The organism is Flavivirga spongiicola, from assembly GCF_030540825.1.
Taxonomy (GTDB): Bacteria; Bacteroidota; Bacteroidia; order Flavobacteriales; family Flavobacteriaceae; genus Flavivirga; species Flavivirga spongiicola.
This window is the reverse complement of the sequence record NZ_JAUOEO010000001.1, coordinates 1,008,037-1,024,170: the sequence shown is the minus strand read 5'-3', so window position 1 is coordinate 1,024,170 and position 16,134 is coordinate 1,008,037. Positions and strand designations below refer to the sequence as shown.

The following is a 16,134-nucleotide window of genomic DNA, read 5'->3' as shown; positions in this document are numbered from 1 at the left end:
AATTTTTTTAATTTAGCGTTTTGTCCCTATATCTAATTTATGCAGAAACAAATAATCAATTATTCGTTTTTAGTCATTACACTATATTTAAGTTTTTTTTCTTGTGCTAAGAAAATTGATTTTGAACAAGCTGATGATTTTGAAATCTCCCCCGTTATTGAGTCTAGTCTCATATTTTTTGATGAACCTGCCAGTAGCTTCTTATTCAATAGCACAGAAATAATTTCTATTAAGGACTCTATAGAAATAGATCTTTTTAATAATAAATTTATAGTAGATAACCTTATTAAGGCAGACTTTGTATTTGAAACTACAAATTCAATTAATAAAGCATTTCAAGTACAAGTAGATTTTATTAATGACGCTGGGCAACAATCGCATATGTTCATAATTCCGGCTTCACCATCAACAGATGGTAGTGATGTCTTATCAAATCATGTAGAAGAATTTGAAGGAGACACGCTAATAGCTTTAAAAAGTACTAAAAAATTAGTGTTTACTCTTAGTCTACTACCTGGAGGATCTATTAACCAAACAACGCCAGGTAGAATTAAATTAAAATCTAAGGCTATTTTTTATTTGAATATAGGTGATTCAATATGAGAAGAATAATTTTGTTTTTTATAGTCATTTCATGTAGTTTTTCCTTTTCACAAAACAAGCAATTACTTTACGGGTTTTCAGAAATACCACAATCTTTATTACTTAATCCAGGTGGGAAAATTAAAAATGATTGGTATTTTGGGATTCCATTATTATCACATATTCATGTTAATGTAGGGATAACAGGAAGTACTGTTTATGATATTTTTGCAGATGACGGTATCGATTTTAACACCAAGCTTCAAAATGCTGTTTATAGTATGAAGCCTAAGGATTTTTTTAGCGCAAATCAACAATTAGAAATTTTTTCAGGTGGATTTTCTTTTGGAAGCTCTTACGAAAAGAATGAATATCTAAGTTTTGGTTTATATCAAGAACTAGATTTTATAGCTTATTTTCCTAAAGATTTAGCAGTCTTGGCTTTAGAGGGCAATCAAAATAATATTAATAGACCATTTAAAGCTAATCATATGAGTGTTGCTGCTGAGGCTATTTCTGTGTTGCATCTTGGATATAATAAAAAGGTAAATGACCATTTTACTTTTGGGGTTAGAGGAAAAATATATTCGAGCATCGCAAACGTAAGATCTACGAAAAACCAAGGTCGTTTTACAACTGTACTTGGGCAAAACAATTTTTATGATCATATCTTTAATTTAGATTTAGAACTTAGAACTTCCGGATTGGCTAGTTTAAGTGATGATGAGTCTGATTCCGATTCTGTTGTTAAAGATTTAAAAAAGCGTATTTTGTTTGGTGGAAATCTGGGACTGGGGTTCGATGTTGGTTTTACACGTCAGTTAAATGAACAATGGAGCTGGGATGCTAGTCTATTGGATATAGGTTTTATTAGACATACAAAAGATATCGAAAATTACAAAATAGAAGGTGACTATGTGTTTGAAGGCGTAAACCCTATTTTTCCTGATACGGGAAATGGACAAACGGCTGAAGAGTATTGGAATGAAATTGAAGATAATTTTGAAGATATATTTAAACTAGATACTACAGCAGCTAAGTATACAACATGGCGGCCTATAAAGCTTAATACGTCATTAAATTACGCCTTTGGAAAGAAAAAACATGAAACATGTGATTGTGCAATAGAAGATGATAGTTATCAAAATAGTGCAGGTTTGCAATTATTTGCGATGAGTAGACCTAAGCAACCTCAATTGGCACTAACAGCGTATTATTACAGGCGTTTGTTTAATGGTTTACAGGTTAAAGCTACATATACTATAGACTCTTATTCTGCTAATAATATAGGTTTAGGAATGTCTGCTAATTTAGGAGGTCTAAATTTTTATATTATGGCAGACAATTTTTTAGAATTAAAAAATATATATAGTGCACAAAGTGTATCTTTACAATTAGGGTTTAACTATATATTTAATAAAAATGAAGACTAAATTTTTTTCGGCGATTATAGCCTGTTTTATTATCACTACTGTTTTTTCACAATCTAATTTAAACGATTATAAGTATGTGATTGTTCCTAATAAATTTGATTTTTTAAAGAAGAAAGACCAATATCAATTAAATTCATTAACGCAGTTTCTATTTAAGAAATGTGGATTTGTAGCCTTGATGGAAGGAGATGCTTATCCCGATGATTTAGCAAGAAATAGATGCTTAGCATTAAGGTCTGATGCCATTAAGGGGTCTGGGATGTTTAAAACTAAATTAACTGTAGAACTAAAAGATTGTAACGATCAATTAATTTATACCTCTAAGTTAGGAGAAAGTAGAGAAAAAGATTATGCTAAAGCTTATGCTGGAGCTCTAAGAAATGCTTTTAATTCTATTGAAGCTCTTAATTATAAATATGAACCTAACGAAAAGATAACAGCTTTACAAACTCAAAATACAGGAACAAAGAGTGAAGTAGCTCAAGAGATTCAGGAATTAAAGAAAGAGATTCAAAATCTTAAAAAGGAAAAAGAAGCAGAAAATGTAACCAATGTACCCAAGGTCATTGAAGTCCAACCAAAGGTAGAAACTGTAACATTAGTACCTGCAATTAAAGAAGAAGACACCATGGAAGCGGATATAAAGGAGGTGTTATCTAAGGTGCTATATGCTCAAGAAATTGAAAATGGGTTTCAGTTGGTTGATAGTTCTCCAAAAGTGGTATATAGAATCAAACAAACTAAACTAGATCATGTGTTTTTAGTTGAAAATAAAAGCGCCATTATATACAAAAAAGGAGATGATTGGATTTTAGAATATTACGCTAATGGTATTTTAAAACAAGATATATTAAATATTAAGTTCTAGTTTTAACAACAAACAACAAACAACAAACAACAAACAACAAACAACAAACAACAAACAACAAACAACAACAATACTAATACCCATATTTATCCTTCCAGCGCTGTTTTAAAAATTCTTTATGAGCATTTTCACGAGTATTGTTTCCTGGCTCGTAAAGTTTCGTGTTTTTAATTTCATCTGGTAAGAATTCTTGATTGGCAAAGTTGAGATCGTAATTATGTGCATATTTATAATTGTCACCATATCCCAATTCTTTCATTAATTTGGTTGGTGCATTTCTTATTTCTAAAGGCACCGACAAGTCGCCAGTCTCCTTAACCAATTGCTGTGCTTTATCAATAGCTTTATAGGCAGCATTGCTTTTAGGTGAGCATGCTAAATAAGTAGCGCACTGACTTAATATAATTCTAGATTCAGGATAGCCAATTGTAGAAACTGCCTGAAATGTATTGTTGGCTATTACTAAAGCCGTTGGGTTTGCATTACCAATATCCTCGCTAGCTAAAATGAGTAAGCGTCGTGCTATAAATTTAACATCTTCACCGCCTTCTACCATACGAGCTAACCAATATACAGCGGCATTTGGATCGCTACCTCGTATCGATTTTATAAAAGCTGAAATAATATCGTAATGCTGTTCTCCGGTTTTGTCATAATGAACGGTATTACTTTGAATTCTTTCCAAAACGGATTTGTCAGTAATAGTTATTTTATTAGATTCATAAGAATTTACAATAAGCTCAAAAATATTAAGTAGTTTTCTGGCATCACCGCCAGAAAGCCTTATGAGTGCAGTTGTTTCTTTTAGTTTAATCGTTTTTTTAGAAATATATTCATCCTTTTCAATGGCACGCTTTAAAAGCGTCTCTAAATCGTTTTTATTGAATGCATTTAAAATATAAATCTGACAACGAGATAGAAGTGCCGAAATAACTTCAAAACTAGGATTTTCAGTAGTTGCACCTATTAATGTAATCCAACCCTTTTCTACTGCTTGTAACAAAGAATCTTGCTGAGACTTACTAAACCTATGAATTTCGTCAATAAACAAAATAGGATTTTTTGTAGTAAATAATCCACCGCTTTGTTTTGCTTTATCAATAACATCTCGAATATCTTTAACGCCTGAATTTATAGCACTTAGTGTATAAAAAGGTCTACCGGATTCCGAGGCAATAATATTAGCAAGTGTTGTTTTTCCTGTACCTGGCGGACCCCAGAAAATCATTGAAGGGATTAAACCTTGCTTTATATGCTGTGTTAAGCTGCCCTGCTTACCAACCAAGTGATTCTGACTCACATAGTCATTCAGTGTTTTTGGTCTTAAACGTTCGGCTAAAGGTTCATTCATAATGTAAAATTAAAAGAATTCCTGCGAAGGCAGGAATCTTATTGCAGATATTTTAAATAATAATTTATAAATAAAAGGTGACAATCTAACATATACTCTCCTTTTGGTCAATTATTTGATATAGACTAGTTAAATTTATAGAATGATACAGCATGACCATTTTAAGTTCTCAACAGGCGTTATTATATACCCAGTTTTTTTTGTGCTAACCATTTGGTTGGTATTTTGGTTTGAAGTGCGTTTTGGTTTTAATTTTAGTAGATATGGTGTATATCCTCAAACTTTAAAAGGGTTAAGAGGGGTTGTTTTAAGTCCTTTTATTCATGGAGATATACAGCACATTTATCATAATACAATTCCATTATTTGTGCTTTCCATGGCTTTGTTTTATTTCTATAGACCGATAGCTTGGAAAGTTGTATTATTTGGAATTTTATTTTCAGGATTTTTTACTTGGTGTATTGGAAGGCCATCCTATCATATTGGAGCCAGTGGACTTATTTATGTTTTAGTGAGTTTTACCTTTTTTAAGGGGGTATTTGCAAAACATTATAGGCTTATAGCGTTGTCTCTTTTAGTTATTTTCCTTTATGGAAGTATGTTATGGTATGTAGCTCCTGTAAAAGAAGGAATATCGTGGGAAGGACATTTGTCTGGTTTAGTTACAGGGTTGTTATTTGCACTTTTTTTCAGAAGAGAAATTGCAAAACCAAAAAAGTATGTTTGGGAACAAGAAAATTATAATGAAGAGGATGACCCTTTTTTAAAACATTTTGATGAAGATGGAAATTTTATAGAGCATATTGAAACAGAAGAGGAGCAAACAGAAATCAATTATATTTATAAAGAAAAACCGAAAGACAGCAAATAATATATTGTCAATAAGTTCCAAGTTCCAAGTTCCAAGTTCCAAGTTCCAAGTTCCAAGTTCTAAATTCATCAATCATCAATCATCAATCATCAATCATCAATCCTCTGTCTCACTACTTCATATAAAAAAGCACCGCATGCAACAGAAACATTTAAAGATTCAATCTCTCCCAATATAGGTAATTTAGCTTTTGCATCAACAACTTTTAGAGTAGACGGGTTAATACCTCTACCTTCAGACCCCATAATAATAGCACAAGGTTCTTTAAAAGAAACATCATATAAGGTATTCTCTGTTTTCTCGGTAGCGGCAATAACATGGATGCCAGATGCCTGCATATAAAAAACAGCATCTTTAATATGGTCAACTTTGCAAATAGGTACTTTAAAAACAGCTCCGGCACTTGTTTTAATAGTGTCACCATTTACAGGTGCACCACCTTTTTTTTGAATAATAATACCATCAACACCAGTACACTCTGCGGTACGAATAATAGCTCCAAAATTACGAACATCGCTTAATTGATCTAACAGTAAAAATAAAGGCGTTTTACCAGATTCTAGAACATTTGAAACCAAAGTTTCTATCTCATGAAATTCAATTGGTGAAATTTGAGCAACGGCACCTTGGTGATTTTTTCTGGTGAGTCTGTTAAGTTTTTCAACAGGTACATAAGAAGAGTTGATAGAATTTTTTCTTAAAAGGGTTTCCAATTCGCTAAAAAGCTCTCCTTTTAAGCCTTTTTGAAGAAATACCTTGTCGATTGTTTCGCCTGCATTAATGGCTTCTATAATAGCTCTTATACCGAATATTTGTGTTTGGTTTTCCATTGGGGTAAAGGTATAAAAAAAGAGGCCATCTAAAATTTTAGATGGCCTCAAAAAATTGAATATTTTATCTATTTACTCATTTTGAGAGTCTATAAACGGATTATTTTGAATTTCTAATTCTGGAATTTCAAAAGTTAATCGCTCATCATCATGATCAATAGGAACACCTACATTTGATAAATGATTAGAACCTCTCGTTATAGTAGCCTCATTTCTTTTCATTGCTAAATAACTTTTACCTTCACCCCATAATTCAATACGAGTTTGTAGATAAATCTCGTCAATTAGTGCTTGACCACTTAAGCCATCCACATATGATGAATCTGGAATACGTAAATCTAACAATTGTTTTAAAGCAGTTCTAGCATCACCTTCAGCGCCGTTTCTTGCTGAAGCTTCAGCATGTAAAAGATACATTTCAGCTACACGCATATATATATAATCTGTTTCGATATTACGTTGCCCACCTATAACTCTACCTTCATGATAAAATTTGTTTAAAGGTAAAAGTGGTCTACCAGGATGAGCTGCATCCCTAAATTGTTCTTTTCTGGCATCATTTTCTGGTATCTGATCATATAAAGCTTGATCGATGGCCTTAAAATCACCAGCCCAAGCGTAACTAAATGAAAATGAATCCATTTGTCCCCACCAAGATACTAAGTCTAAACCAATTTCTAAAGTTAAATCGATTCCCCACATCCAACCAGGAGTAGCAACATCGTCAAAACCTCCAACTATTTCTGTAGCTGTCATTAAAGGAAAACCGCCATTATCGATAACATCTTTAGTTAATGTGGCAACTTCTGCCCAACTGTCTCTTCTAGAACCTAATACATAAGCTAAAAGCCCTTGAGCTACAGGTTTGTTAATTTCGTTTTTTGCAGAACGATTAAAACCGTCGAGTAATGTAATAGCAGATCTTAAATCACTTTCCATTAAAGCGTAAATTTCGCTAGTAGCTACTTTTGGCCCATTTAAATCATCAATGTCATCATAAAGTGGTAATATTTCAGCAGAAGGATTATAATTATTCGCAAAGTATTGAGTCAAATAAAAATAAGAGTGCGCTCTAATCGCTTTTGCTTGACCTAAAAGGTGTTTACCACTATCTGATTCCGGAACAGCGTCATTACCACCTAATGCCGCTATAGCTGCATTAGCAGACCGTACAACACGATAGTAATACCTCCATACTTGTCTGTTATCTCCAAAAGTAAAATCTTGTGTACCTTGGAATTCTGTAATACTAGCTCTGTACCAACCAAATGTACTTACAGATAAGGCCATATCACCGCAGAGCATATCACCAAAAATATCGTTACCCTTTTGACCAAAGTCATCATCACCAGTGGTTCCACCAGTCTCAATTTGTACCATTAGAGAATAGATACCACTCAGAGTTGAGGCAATTACGCCTGGATCGCTTTCTGCAGCTTCAGATATTTGAGCTTGAGTAAAAAACTCAGAGGGCGTTTTTTCTAAAAAGTCATCTTCGCAGCTGAATAATACAACTGTAAAAGCCGCGATTAACGTTGAAATTATAAATTTATTTTTCATTTTTTTTTTTTTAAAATTTAACACGTGCCCCAAAAGTTATTGTGCTTAAAGGAGCATACAAACGTCTTCCTGTGTTACCAGTTTCTGTGGTAGAAGGATTGAACCCATCTCTTTTTGTTAGTACAAATAAGTTATCTCCAGATACCGATAGGTGTACTTTATTTATTCCCGTATTATTAAGGAACTTAGAAGGTAAAGAATAACCTAATTGTACATTATTTAGAGCTAGATAATCAGATTTAATTAACCATCTTGTTGATGACGATCCTACATTAGCATCAAAGTTATCAGAAATACGAGGAACATCTGTAATATCACCAGGTTGTTGCCATCTTTGAGCGATATCTCTATGAAAGTTATTTGCTCCTGCTCCGAAACGATCATTCATTAACTCAGAGTATTGCACATCTAAAGCGTATCCACCTAGACTATACGTAAATTGAGTAGATAAATTAAAGTTTTTATATTGCCCAGCTAACCTAAATGCACCACGAAGTTTTGGAATACTTGATTTACCAACATATTTAAGCGTAGCAGCAGAGTATGATGTCGTTGTCTGGCTTTGAATATTTGCGCCAGGATTATCATTAAGATATTGCGTTAGATTAACACCTAGTTCTTCTCCTGTTTCTAATGTACCATTACTGTTTGCATCATCAAAATATTGGTTCCATTGGCCTACTCCTGTAGCAGGATCTACACCAGCCCATTCACGTAGGAAGAAATCAAATATGGAGCTCCCTTGAGAATAGCCATAGTAAAGTGCTGAAGTATCAATAATTCTCGGCAGACCTGTAGAAGGCTCAAGCGGCATTGTTGTAATTTCATTAGTTACACGCTCTCCGTTAAATGTAAAATCTAAAGAGGCGTCTTCAGTTTTTATAAGATGAGCGGTTAAACTAAATTCAAGACCACGGTTTTGTAAAACCCCATCATTAACCGTTACTGAAGAAATTCCCTGAGACGACCCAACTCTTCTATTAAAAAAGAGGTTTTCAGTATTCTTAATGTAGTAATCTACGTCAAGATCAATGAATTTACCAAAAGATATTTCTACACCAGTTTGAAACATTTTAGATGTTTCCCATGTTAAATCGGGATTTCCGTTTAATCTTTCAGATAATGAAACACCATCATTTAAATTATTAATATTGAATGTATCTGATGATTGGAAAAAATCGATACCTGCTTGGTCTCCAATGACACCGTAAGATGCTTTTACTTTTAAATATGATATGGCGTCGCTGTTAACTAAAAAATCTTCATTACTAGCTATCCAAGATGCTCCTACAGAACCAAAAGTTCCCCATTTATTATTTACGAAACGAGATGAGCCGTCACGACGCACAGAACCTGATAAGAAATAAGTATCCTTGTAATTATAATTCACTTGAGAAAAATATGATTCAATAGAGGCTCCTTCTATGAATCCTGTAGGAGAACCTTGAGGAACAACAAAATTGGTTAAGTCAAGTATTCCAGGAATTGCTGCCTCACGTTTTGACACCGTATTTCTTTCTCGTTCATAATCATTACTTTCATGAGCTACTAAGAAGTTAACATTGTGTTCACCAAAACTTCTAGTGTATCGTAATAATTGTAAAAAGTTTTTTGTAATATCTCGGTTGTCACGTTGGAATAATGTTCCACCAGAACTTGTTTCCGATCCATAAAAAGGATTGCTGTAACTCTTTTGTCGGTCTTGTGAATATTGAAGACCGAATTTAGTTTCGAAACTTAAACTTTCACTAAATATAATTTCTGCAGAGAAATTACCAATAATATCATGACGTTTACTTCCTAAGAAGTCATAAATCGCAGACCCTACTGGGTTTAATAAGTTTGCACTTGTTCGTGGTCTTCCTAAAGGCGAAGCAGAACCATAGTCATATTGGAAACCACCAAATATTGGTTCAGGAACAAGGTTCCCATTATCATCTCTCAAAAATACTGGGAATATAGGTGGGTTTTTGTCAGCAAATTCGAAAAGGTTTTCAGAACCAACAGTTTGACCATTGTTTTGGCTTTCAGAGAATGAGTAACTCATATTTGATCCCACTTTTAACCATTTCTTTACTTCAGACGTTACATTTAAACGTGTATTTTGTCTTTTGAATCCTGTATTTAAAGCATAACCTTTATCATCCAAGTAACCAGCAGATGCGAAGTATTTAGTTTTTTCGTTTCCTCCACTCATACGTAGATTAGCTTCTGATCTAAAAGCTGCTTGAAAACTTAAATCTCTAAAACTTTGCGGTGAGTAGCGTCTTGCTACACCAGGTCTTACAGTACGGGTTGCGGGATCTATCAGTTCTCCTACATTAGCCACATCCCACATATTATAGGCTGCATTGATGTAACTTGATGTAAATAAGTTTGCATTTGCATAGGCAGCAGGGTCAGCTTCTCCCTCTCCTATACCTCTGTTGAATATACCTTCCCAAGCATATCCAATATACTCTTCCGGAGATGTAACGACATCATATCTAGGGATTAACTGTGTAGTAATACCAGTTTTAAAATCTACTTCTATTGATGACTCTCCTGATCTACCTTTCTTGGTAGTTATTAAAATCACCCCGTTGGCTCCACGAGAACCATAAATTGCAGTTGCCGCTGCATCTTTCAGAACAGTAGTACTCTCTATATCTTGTGGGTTAATAGAGTTTAACGGACTTATAGTGTTGTTAAAATCAGCTTCTAGGTTGTCATCATTTACAGCACTATTTCTTAAACGTGGTACCGTTAATGGTACACCATCTACTACATAAAGAGGCTCTCTGTTACCATTAACCGAACCATATCCACGAATACGAACTGTAGATACATTACCAGGTTGACCAGAAGTATTTACAACAGTAATACCTGCAGCTTCACCAGTAAGCATTTGTGATACATTAGGAAACGTTTTTGCTTCTAGATTTTCAGAGCTAATAGTTGCTGCAGTTCCTGTAAATGACTTCTTTGTAGAAGTACCATAACCAACTACCACAACTTCTTCTAAAGCTTCTGCATCTTCTTGTAAAGTGACATTAATTGTATTGGAAGCTCCTACTGGGACCTCTATAGTTGTATACCCTACGAAACTAAAAACAATTGTTGCTCCTTGATTTGCTCTAATTGAATATTTACCATCGAAATCTGAAGATGTACCAGAACTAGTACCTTTAACTAAGACGGTCGCTCCAGGTAATGGTAAGCCAGAATCATCTGAAACTGTACCTGAAATTGTCTTTTCTTGTGCAAACGTAAGCTGCACTGCAAACGCTAGCAATAGCGTTAGCATTCCACTAAACTTTGTTTTCATTTTATAATTATTTGAATTAGTCAATGCCAAAAATCATAATAAAAAGTTAATAAAACAATAAATAATGGTTAAAATTTGCCTTTTAGCGAGAAATTTTAAGAAAAAGGATAGAAAAATAATAAGCTTTGATATGGGGTTTTTGATTTATTTTAAAAGTAAAATGTACTTTTTTGAATATAAAAGCGGTTGTTTAAGAGGTGTTTAGGTGATTTTTTATTTTTAAGATTTTTTTATTTTTCATAAAAGGATTTATATTCTAGTTATTTGGAACTTAAAAACATAATATGGGTTTGTTTTATTGGACTAAACTCACTTTTTTAAGATTATGGCTCATTATAACAATTCTTATTTTGGTTTCTACTTTATTAATACTTCCTCATAATAAAGTGTTTGAAGTTCAAAAAATCATTATAATTGGTGGTAAACAATTTCATTGACCTTGACGACCACTTAATAACTCTTTCTCCAAAATAATAACTAATAATACCAAACAAAAAAGGCTGCCCTAAAGGACAGCCAAAAATTAATTAAATCCCTTAACCATCTGTATCGGCTATATAAGAAGATACATACCTTAAAATTTATCCCAGAATAATTTTGTTTCTGCTAAATCTCCTCCAATTGCTGAAGCTGCTGCATTATAATTTGTCGCATTAATAGTTTGTTCTACAATAGGATACGTGTATCTGTTTGGAAACCCCGAAACAGCTTCTGTAGGAGTTGCTAAGATTGGAAAGTCAAAAACTCTGATTGAAGTCCAGGCTTCTGGGCCTCTATTAAATAAAGAAATCCATTTTTGTGTTCCTATAACCTGTCTCCAGGGTTGAGTTCCGATTAACGTAGCGTAATCAACAGATGGTTGTGCTAAATAAGTGGCAGCATCTGCTGCACTTCCTCCCCATTCATCAATAGAAGCAGTAATTGCGGCATTATAATGATTAGCGGCAGTATCACCTGTTGCATACCCTCTTTCAGCGCCTTCAGCTAATAAAAATTGCATTTCAGAATAAGAAAATATGACACCTGGGGCCGTAGCAGCGACAACCTGTTCAGACATAGGTGAATGGCTAGAGTAAGTTGATGGTGAGCCAATTTCACCACCTATATAGTCACCGCCCACAGTTTGAAACCATAAAGGTCTTCTAGGGTCATTTAACGTATTCATTAAATCAATAAGTGTGGCACCAGCAACAAAATCATCACGACCACTTAATATTGCTTCTGTATGAACTGGGTGCGTGTTAGGAGCCGATGATCCATATTGCATATTTGTATTTTCTGCGCTACTTGTTATAATACCTCCGGCAATAGCAGATTCAACGGTAGTTTTTGCATAGGTATCATCTGCGTCAGCTAATAACATGCCCATTCTTAATTTTAAAGAATTTGCAAATTTTATCCAGCTAGCGACATCTCCTTTATAAATATTGTCATTAGACCCAAAGCTATCTTTGCTATCATCTAAATTACTGATAGCAGTCGTTAATCTGGAAATTAAATCTTTATAAATGGTTATGCCATCATCATATTTTGGACTTAAAATTTCAATATTTAGAGACTCACTATAGGGTACATCACCAAAAGTTTCAGCCAAGTGACTGTATGCATAAACTTTTAAAATCTCAATAATATTTAACTTATTAGGTTTTAATGCATTTATTTCATCCGTTAAATACGTTGTTTCAGTAATAATTTTCCCTGCTTCATCTAAGTCCTTTAAAGCATCTCTATACATGGCACTCCAAAGGTTTTCAGGAATGGTTCTGGTAACTTGATCGTAATTACTTTCGTCAGTGTATGTCGTTTCTTGTAAAAACTGAGACCATAACTTCGTATTGTTCTCATTAACATTAATGTGGACAACTTGATCAACTAAAGCTTTTTGAGCTCCTGTAAATAAGGATTCTCCAGATACAGCAGCAGGATCCTTGGTGTTTCTATTCAAGTCTTCTAAATTACTTGAACATGATGCAATACAGATTGCAGTCATTATTAAAAATATTTTTTTCATAGTCAAAATTTTAAAATTGTAATTTAACATTAAAGCCAAAATCTCTTGTAGAAGGTAATGAGCCTACTGAATAACCTTGAATATTACCTGCGCCTAATCCAGATTCCGGATCGGCATGGGGAAGGTTTTTGTCCATCCATAAGTTAGAGCCTATAGCGCTGAAAGAAGCTCCGGTAAGGAACGTGCTCTCAAGAAGCTTTTCTGGTACATTGTAAGTAAGTGCTACTTCTCTTAATTTAATATAACCGGCGTCATAAGAAAATGCTTTATCAGGTAAACCTCTTCTGTATCCGAAAGCACCAAATCTATCAGCTCTAATGCGCGTTGTATTTGTAGATCCATCTGGATTAACACCTACATTGATAAATCCACCACCATCGGCAATAGTGTTTCTTACAGGGTTTCCTAAGTCATTTAAAAAGACTGTTTCAGCAGGTAAACCTGTCGCAAGGCCATAATATTGATCTAATGACCAAATACTGCCGCCTTCTTGAATGTCTATTAAAAAACTAAAGGTGAAATCTTTATAGCTAAAATGGTTGCTGATACCCATCTGCCAATCAGGGTTGGAATCACCAATAATATTATCTGATGTCGATGTTTTCATATACTCACCAGAGGTTGCATCAATTAACCTTGTCTCAGGTGTTGGATTTAATGGATCCAAGTATGTATAGTCTGATCCATAAATAACACCGTAAGGTGCTCCTACTTGAGCATTTATTGTTATACCACCTTGGAAACTACCTAACTGTAATGTTTGTAGTCCCTCCGGCAAAGACAATACTTTGTTTCTGTTTCTAGTCCAGTTTACATTGACATTCCAACTAAAATCATCAGTTTTTATTGGTGAACCAGATAAAGAAAGTTCCACGCCTTTATTTTCAATTTCACCTGCGTTTACACGTTTATATAAATAACCAGTTGCTTCAGATACTCTTACGCCAACAATTTGATCTATAGAGTTTGATTGGTAATATGCAACTTCTATACCTAAACGATTCTTTAAGAATTTCGTCTCAAGACCAAACTCGTAACTTTTTGTTCTTTCTGGCTTTAAATTTGGATTGTTTTTTGTGTTTCCAACCGAGGTGCTAGCTGATCCAAATGGTGTGTTAACATCATAAAAATCTTCCAATTGATTCGCTCCTGCAGCACCATTGCCTACTTCTGCATAGTTAACACTAAACTTACCAAAAGATAACCAATCTATATCAACCGATTTACTAAAGATGAAACTACCTGAAATACCGGGGTAGTAAAATGTACTGTTGTCTTTAGGAAGTGTAGAAACATGATCTCTACGAAGTGTAGCATCTAAATAAAAAGTATCATTATAGCCTAAGGAAAGACTGCCATAAATACCATCTGTTCCATTTTTCCATACAGTTTCAACTGGTAAAGCTAATGGGTCTCTACTATTTTTTAATGTATAAAGCCCAGGAACACTAATACCTCCTTGCGTAGCCGAGGTTAATCTGCTAAACTCCCTTCTATTAATGTTTACCCCAAGAATGGCTTTTAAGTTAAGAGACTCACTTAAATCTTTATCTACATTAAACATTAAATCGTAATTCGTTTCAGTAGCTGTAATATCTCTTCTCATATAACCAGAATCAACAGTGTTTCTATTAATACTTCCGTCTGCGCCAGTCCCGATTCCAAAATCAGTAGGGACACTTCCAACTTGTCTTCGTTCTTCTTGTAATTCGTTATAAGTATCAGTAGCTACTCTACCAGTCACAGTTAACCAATTCTTTAAATCGTAAGTTAAAGAGACATTACCAATAAATCTGTTTCTCTCATCCGTTTGATAGTTTTCATAACGGGTCCAATATGGATTATCCCAATATATAGGAGTTAAATCACCTGTAAGATAACCTGACCCTGGGTTCCAAGTGACATTTCTTCTGGTTTTGAAATAAATATCTTTTTGTTGTTGAATGTCAACATTAGTTTGCCACCATTGTTTAAACCCTGCAACAATATTATCGCCATACCCAGTAGTGTTTCTTCCAAGTCCATTGGTTTTAAGGTAGTTGGCAAATCCGGAAGCGTGAAGTTTTTCATTAAGATCGAATCTTCCACTCATTGAAAAATTATGCTTTCTTATGGAACTGTTAGGCATTAATCCACTTTGATCAAAATTTGTATAGTTAATTCTGAAAGAGCCATCATCAAAACCTTTATCCAAAGATACAGAGTTTGTCAATGTTACTGGTGTTTCAAAAAATGTTATGGGGCCATTTTTAGCATTAACCCATGGCGTTGGCGATCCAAAATTGGGATTATCTGGGTCTAAGGAATCCCATTGATATACTAATAGGTTAGGATCAAATCTAGCACCATAGGATGCGTCTTCCCCATAAGGTACGGAGATGTCAGGTGATCCATCTCCATTAATATCAATATGATTATTTAAGTATAAACATTCGCAATCACCATAATAAGGGCCGTAACCTCCTCCATATTCTTTTTGATACTTAATAAAAGTGCTTTTGTCAATAGAACCAAAAGTAACGCCTGAATTTACAGTAACACCAAATCCTTTAGATTTTTTGCCTTTTTTTGTAGTAATCATAATAACACCATTGGCAGCTCTGGATCCGTAAAGAGCAGATGCGGCTGCACCTTTTAAAATATTTACAGATTCGATGTCATCAGGATTTATATCAGAAGCGGCATTACCATAATCATAGTGACCACCATTAGCTTGCTCTTGACCTCTTGTATTTGTATTTCTATTACTAACTGGCACACCATCAATAACAAATAATGCTTGATTGTTTCCTGTAAGAGACGTATTACCTCTAATTAATACATTAGTAGAGCCTCCTAAGTTGGTCGTTTTAGTAATTTTAATACCAGATGCTTTACCAGAAAGAGCATTCACAAAATTGCCACTTTTTACAGCAGTAAGTTCGTCTCCCTGAACTTCTTGGGTTGCATACCCTAAAGATCTTTTGTCTCTGGAAATACCAAGTGCTGTAATAACCACCTCATCTAAAGCAGAAGTATCTTCTTGTAGTAATACATTTAAAGTGCTAGATGATCCAACGATAACTTCTTGAGTGGTGTATCCTATAAAAGTGAATACAAGGGTTTGTCCTTGAGAAACTTCAATAGAATATTTACCATCAAAATTAGATGAGGTACCGGAAGATGTACCTTTAATCAAGACAGATGTTCCGGGAAGTGGTAAGCCAGATTCGTCTGAAACCGTTCCTGAAATTGTCTTTTTTTGCGCAAATGCTAATTGCACAGCTAACGCCAATAATAGCGTCAGCATTACACTAAACTTTGTTTTCATTTTGTAATAAT

The 16,134-nt window shown here is 34.2% G+C and carries 10 protein-coding genes; 4 read left to right on the top strand and 6 right to left on the bottom strand.

Annotated elements, in window-relative coordinates; translation table 11 throughout:
* Positions 1 to 39: 39 nt before the first annotated feature.
* The 3 genes from Q4Q47_RS03865 to Q4Q47_RS03855 are packed head-to-tail and all read left to right on the top strand — an operon-like array spanning position 40 to position 2,883.
* Entirely contained in the window at positions 40 to 603 is a 564-nt protein-coding gene (locus Q4Q47_RS03865) for a hypothetical protein (RefSeq protein ID WP_303305329.1), read from the top strand.
* A complete protein-coding gene (locus Q4Q47_RS03860; protein ID WP_303305328.1) occupies positions 600 to 2,015 on the top strand; it encodes a DUF5723 family protein in 1,416 nt (471 codons plus the stop codon). The genes Q4Q47_RS03865 and Q4Q47_RS03860 overlap by 4 nt, the downstream gene beginning before the upstream one ends.
* The gene (locus Q4Q47_RS03855) at positions 2,005 to 2,883 is read left to right on the top strand and encodes a hypothetical protein (protein ID WP_303305327.1); all 879 of its coding nucleotides are present in this window, start codon (positions 2,005 to 2,007) and stop codon (positions 2,881 to 2,883) included. Before Q4Q47_RS03860 ends, Q4Q47_RS03855 begins: the two co-directional genes overlap by 11 nt.
* A gap of 73 nt (positions 2,884 to 2,956) precedes the next feature.
* Here the strand turns inward: Q4Q47_RS03855 and Q4Q47_RS03850 are convergent, their stop codons facing one another.
* Positions 2,957 to 4,234, bottom strand: coding sequence for a replication-associated recombination protein A (locus Q4Q47_RS03850; RefSeq protein ID WP_303305326.1), 1,278 nt, complete (start codon positions 4,232 to 4,234; stop codon positions 2,957 to 2,959).
* Positions 4,235 to 4,376: 142 nt separating this feature from the next.
* Between Q4Q47_RS03850 and Q4Q47_RS03845 the strand changes: the two genes are divergently transcribed.
* Positions 4,377 to 5,105 (top strand): rhomboid family intramembrane serine protease, encoded by a 729-nt coding sequence (locus Q4Q47_RS03845; RefSeq protein WP_303305325.1) that lies wholly within the window; start codon positions 4,377 to 4,379, stop codon positions 5,103 to 5,105.
* An 89-nt stretch (positions 5,106 to 5,194) separates the two neighbouring features.
* Here Q4Q47_RS03845 and rlmB read toward each other — a convergent pair whose 3' ends face one another.
* From rlmB to Q4Q47_RS03820, 5 genes are all read right to left on the bottom strand, one after another.
* A complete protein-coding gene (gene rlmB / locus Q4Q47_RS03840; protein ID WP_303305324.1) occupies positions 5,195 to 5,935 on the bottom strand; it encodes a 23S rRNA (guanosine(2251)-2'-O)-methyltransferase RlmB in 741 nt (246 codons plus the stop codon).
* 72 nt (positions 5,936 to 6,007) lie between these two features.
* Positions 6,008 to 7,495 (bottom strand): RagB/SusD family nutrient uptake outer membrane protein, encoded by a 1,488-nt coding sequence (locus Q4Q47_RS03835; protein ID WP_303305323.1) that lies wholly within the window; start codon positions 7,493 to 7,495, stop codon positions 6,008 to 6,010.
* 10 nt (positions 7,496 to 7,505) lie between these two features.
* Complete coding sequence (locus Q4Q47_RS03830; RefSeq protein ID WP_303305322.1) at positions 7,506 to 10,802, bottom strand: SusC/RagA family TonB-linked outer membrane protein; 3,297 nt, start codon at positions 10,800 to 10,802, stop codon at positions 7,506 to 7,508.
* 574 nt (positions 10,803 to 11,376) lie between these two features.
* Positions 11,377 to 12,813, bottom strand: a complete 1,437-nt coding sequence (locus Q4Q47_RS03825) for a SusD/RagB family nutrient-binding outer membrane lipoprotein (protein ID WP_303305321.1) — start codon at positions 12,811 to 12,813, stop codon at positions 11,377 to 11,379.
* A gap of 10 nt (positions 12,814 to 12,823) precedes the next feature.
* A complete protein-coding gene (locus Q4Q47_RS03820; protein ID WP_303305320.1) occupies positions 12,824 to 16,123 on the bottom strand; it encodes a SusC/RagA family TonB-linked outer membrane protein in 3,300 nt (1,099 codons plus the stop codon).
* Positions 16,124 to 16,134: the final 11 nt, after the last annotated feature.

Excerpts from the sequence above, each read along its gene's own strand:
- rlmB (WP_303305324.1), bottom strand. The coding sequence starts at position 5,935 with ATGGAAAACCAAACACAAATATTCGGTATAAGAGCTATTATAGAAGCC.
- Q4Q47_RS03865 (WP_303305329.1), top strand. The coding sequence starts at position 40 with ATGCAGAAACAAATAATCAATTATTCGTTTTTAGTCATTACACTATAT.
- Q4Q47_RS03860 (WP_303305328.1), top strand. The coding sequence starts at position 600 with ATGAGAAGAATAATTTTGTTTTTTATAGTCATTTCATGTAGTTTTTCC.
- Q4Q47_RS03850 (WP_303305326.1), bottom strand. The coding sequence starts at position 4,234 with ATGAATGAACCTTTAGCCGAACGTTTAAGACCAAAAACACTGAATGAC.
- Q4Q47_RS03835 (WP_303305323.1), bottom strand. The coding sequence starts at position 7,495 with ATGAAAAATAAATTTATAATTTCAACGTTAATCGCGGCTTTTACAGTT.
- Q4Q47_RS03830 (WP_303305322.1), bottom strand. The coding sequence starts at position 10,802 with ATGAAAACAAAGTTTAGTGGAATGCTAACGCTATTGCTAGCGTTTGCA.
- Q4Q47_RS03855 (WP_303305327.1), top strand. The coding sequence starts at position 2,005 with ATGAAGACTAAATTTTTTTCGGCGATTATAGCCTGTTTTATTATCACT.
- Q4Q47_RS03845 (WP_303305325.1), top strand. The coding sequence starts at position 4,377 with ATGATACAGCATGACCATTTTAAGTTCTCAACAGGCGTTATTATATAC.
- Q4Q47_RS03820 (WP_303305320.1), bottom strand. The coding sequence starts at position 16,123 with ATGAAAACAAAGTTTAGTGTAATGCTGACGCTATTATTGGCGTTAGCT.
- Q4Q47_RS03825 (WP_303305321.1), bottom strand. The coding sequence starts at position 12,813 with ATGAAAAAAATATTTTTAATAATGACTGCAATCTGTATTGCATCATGT.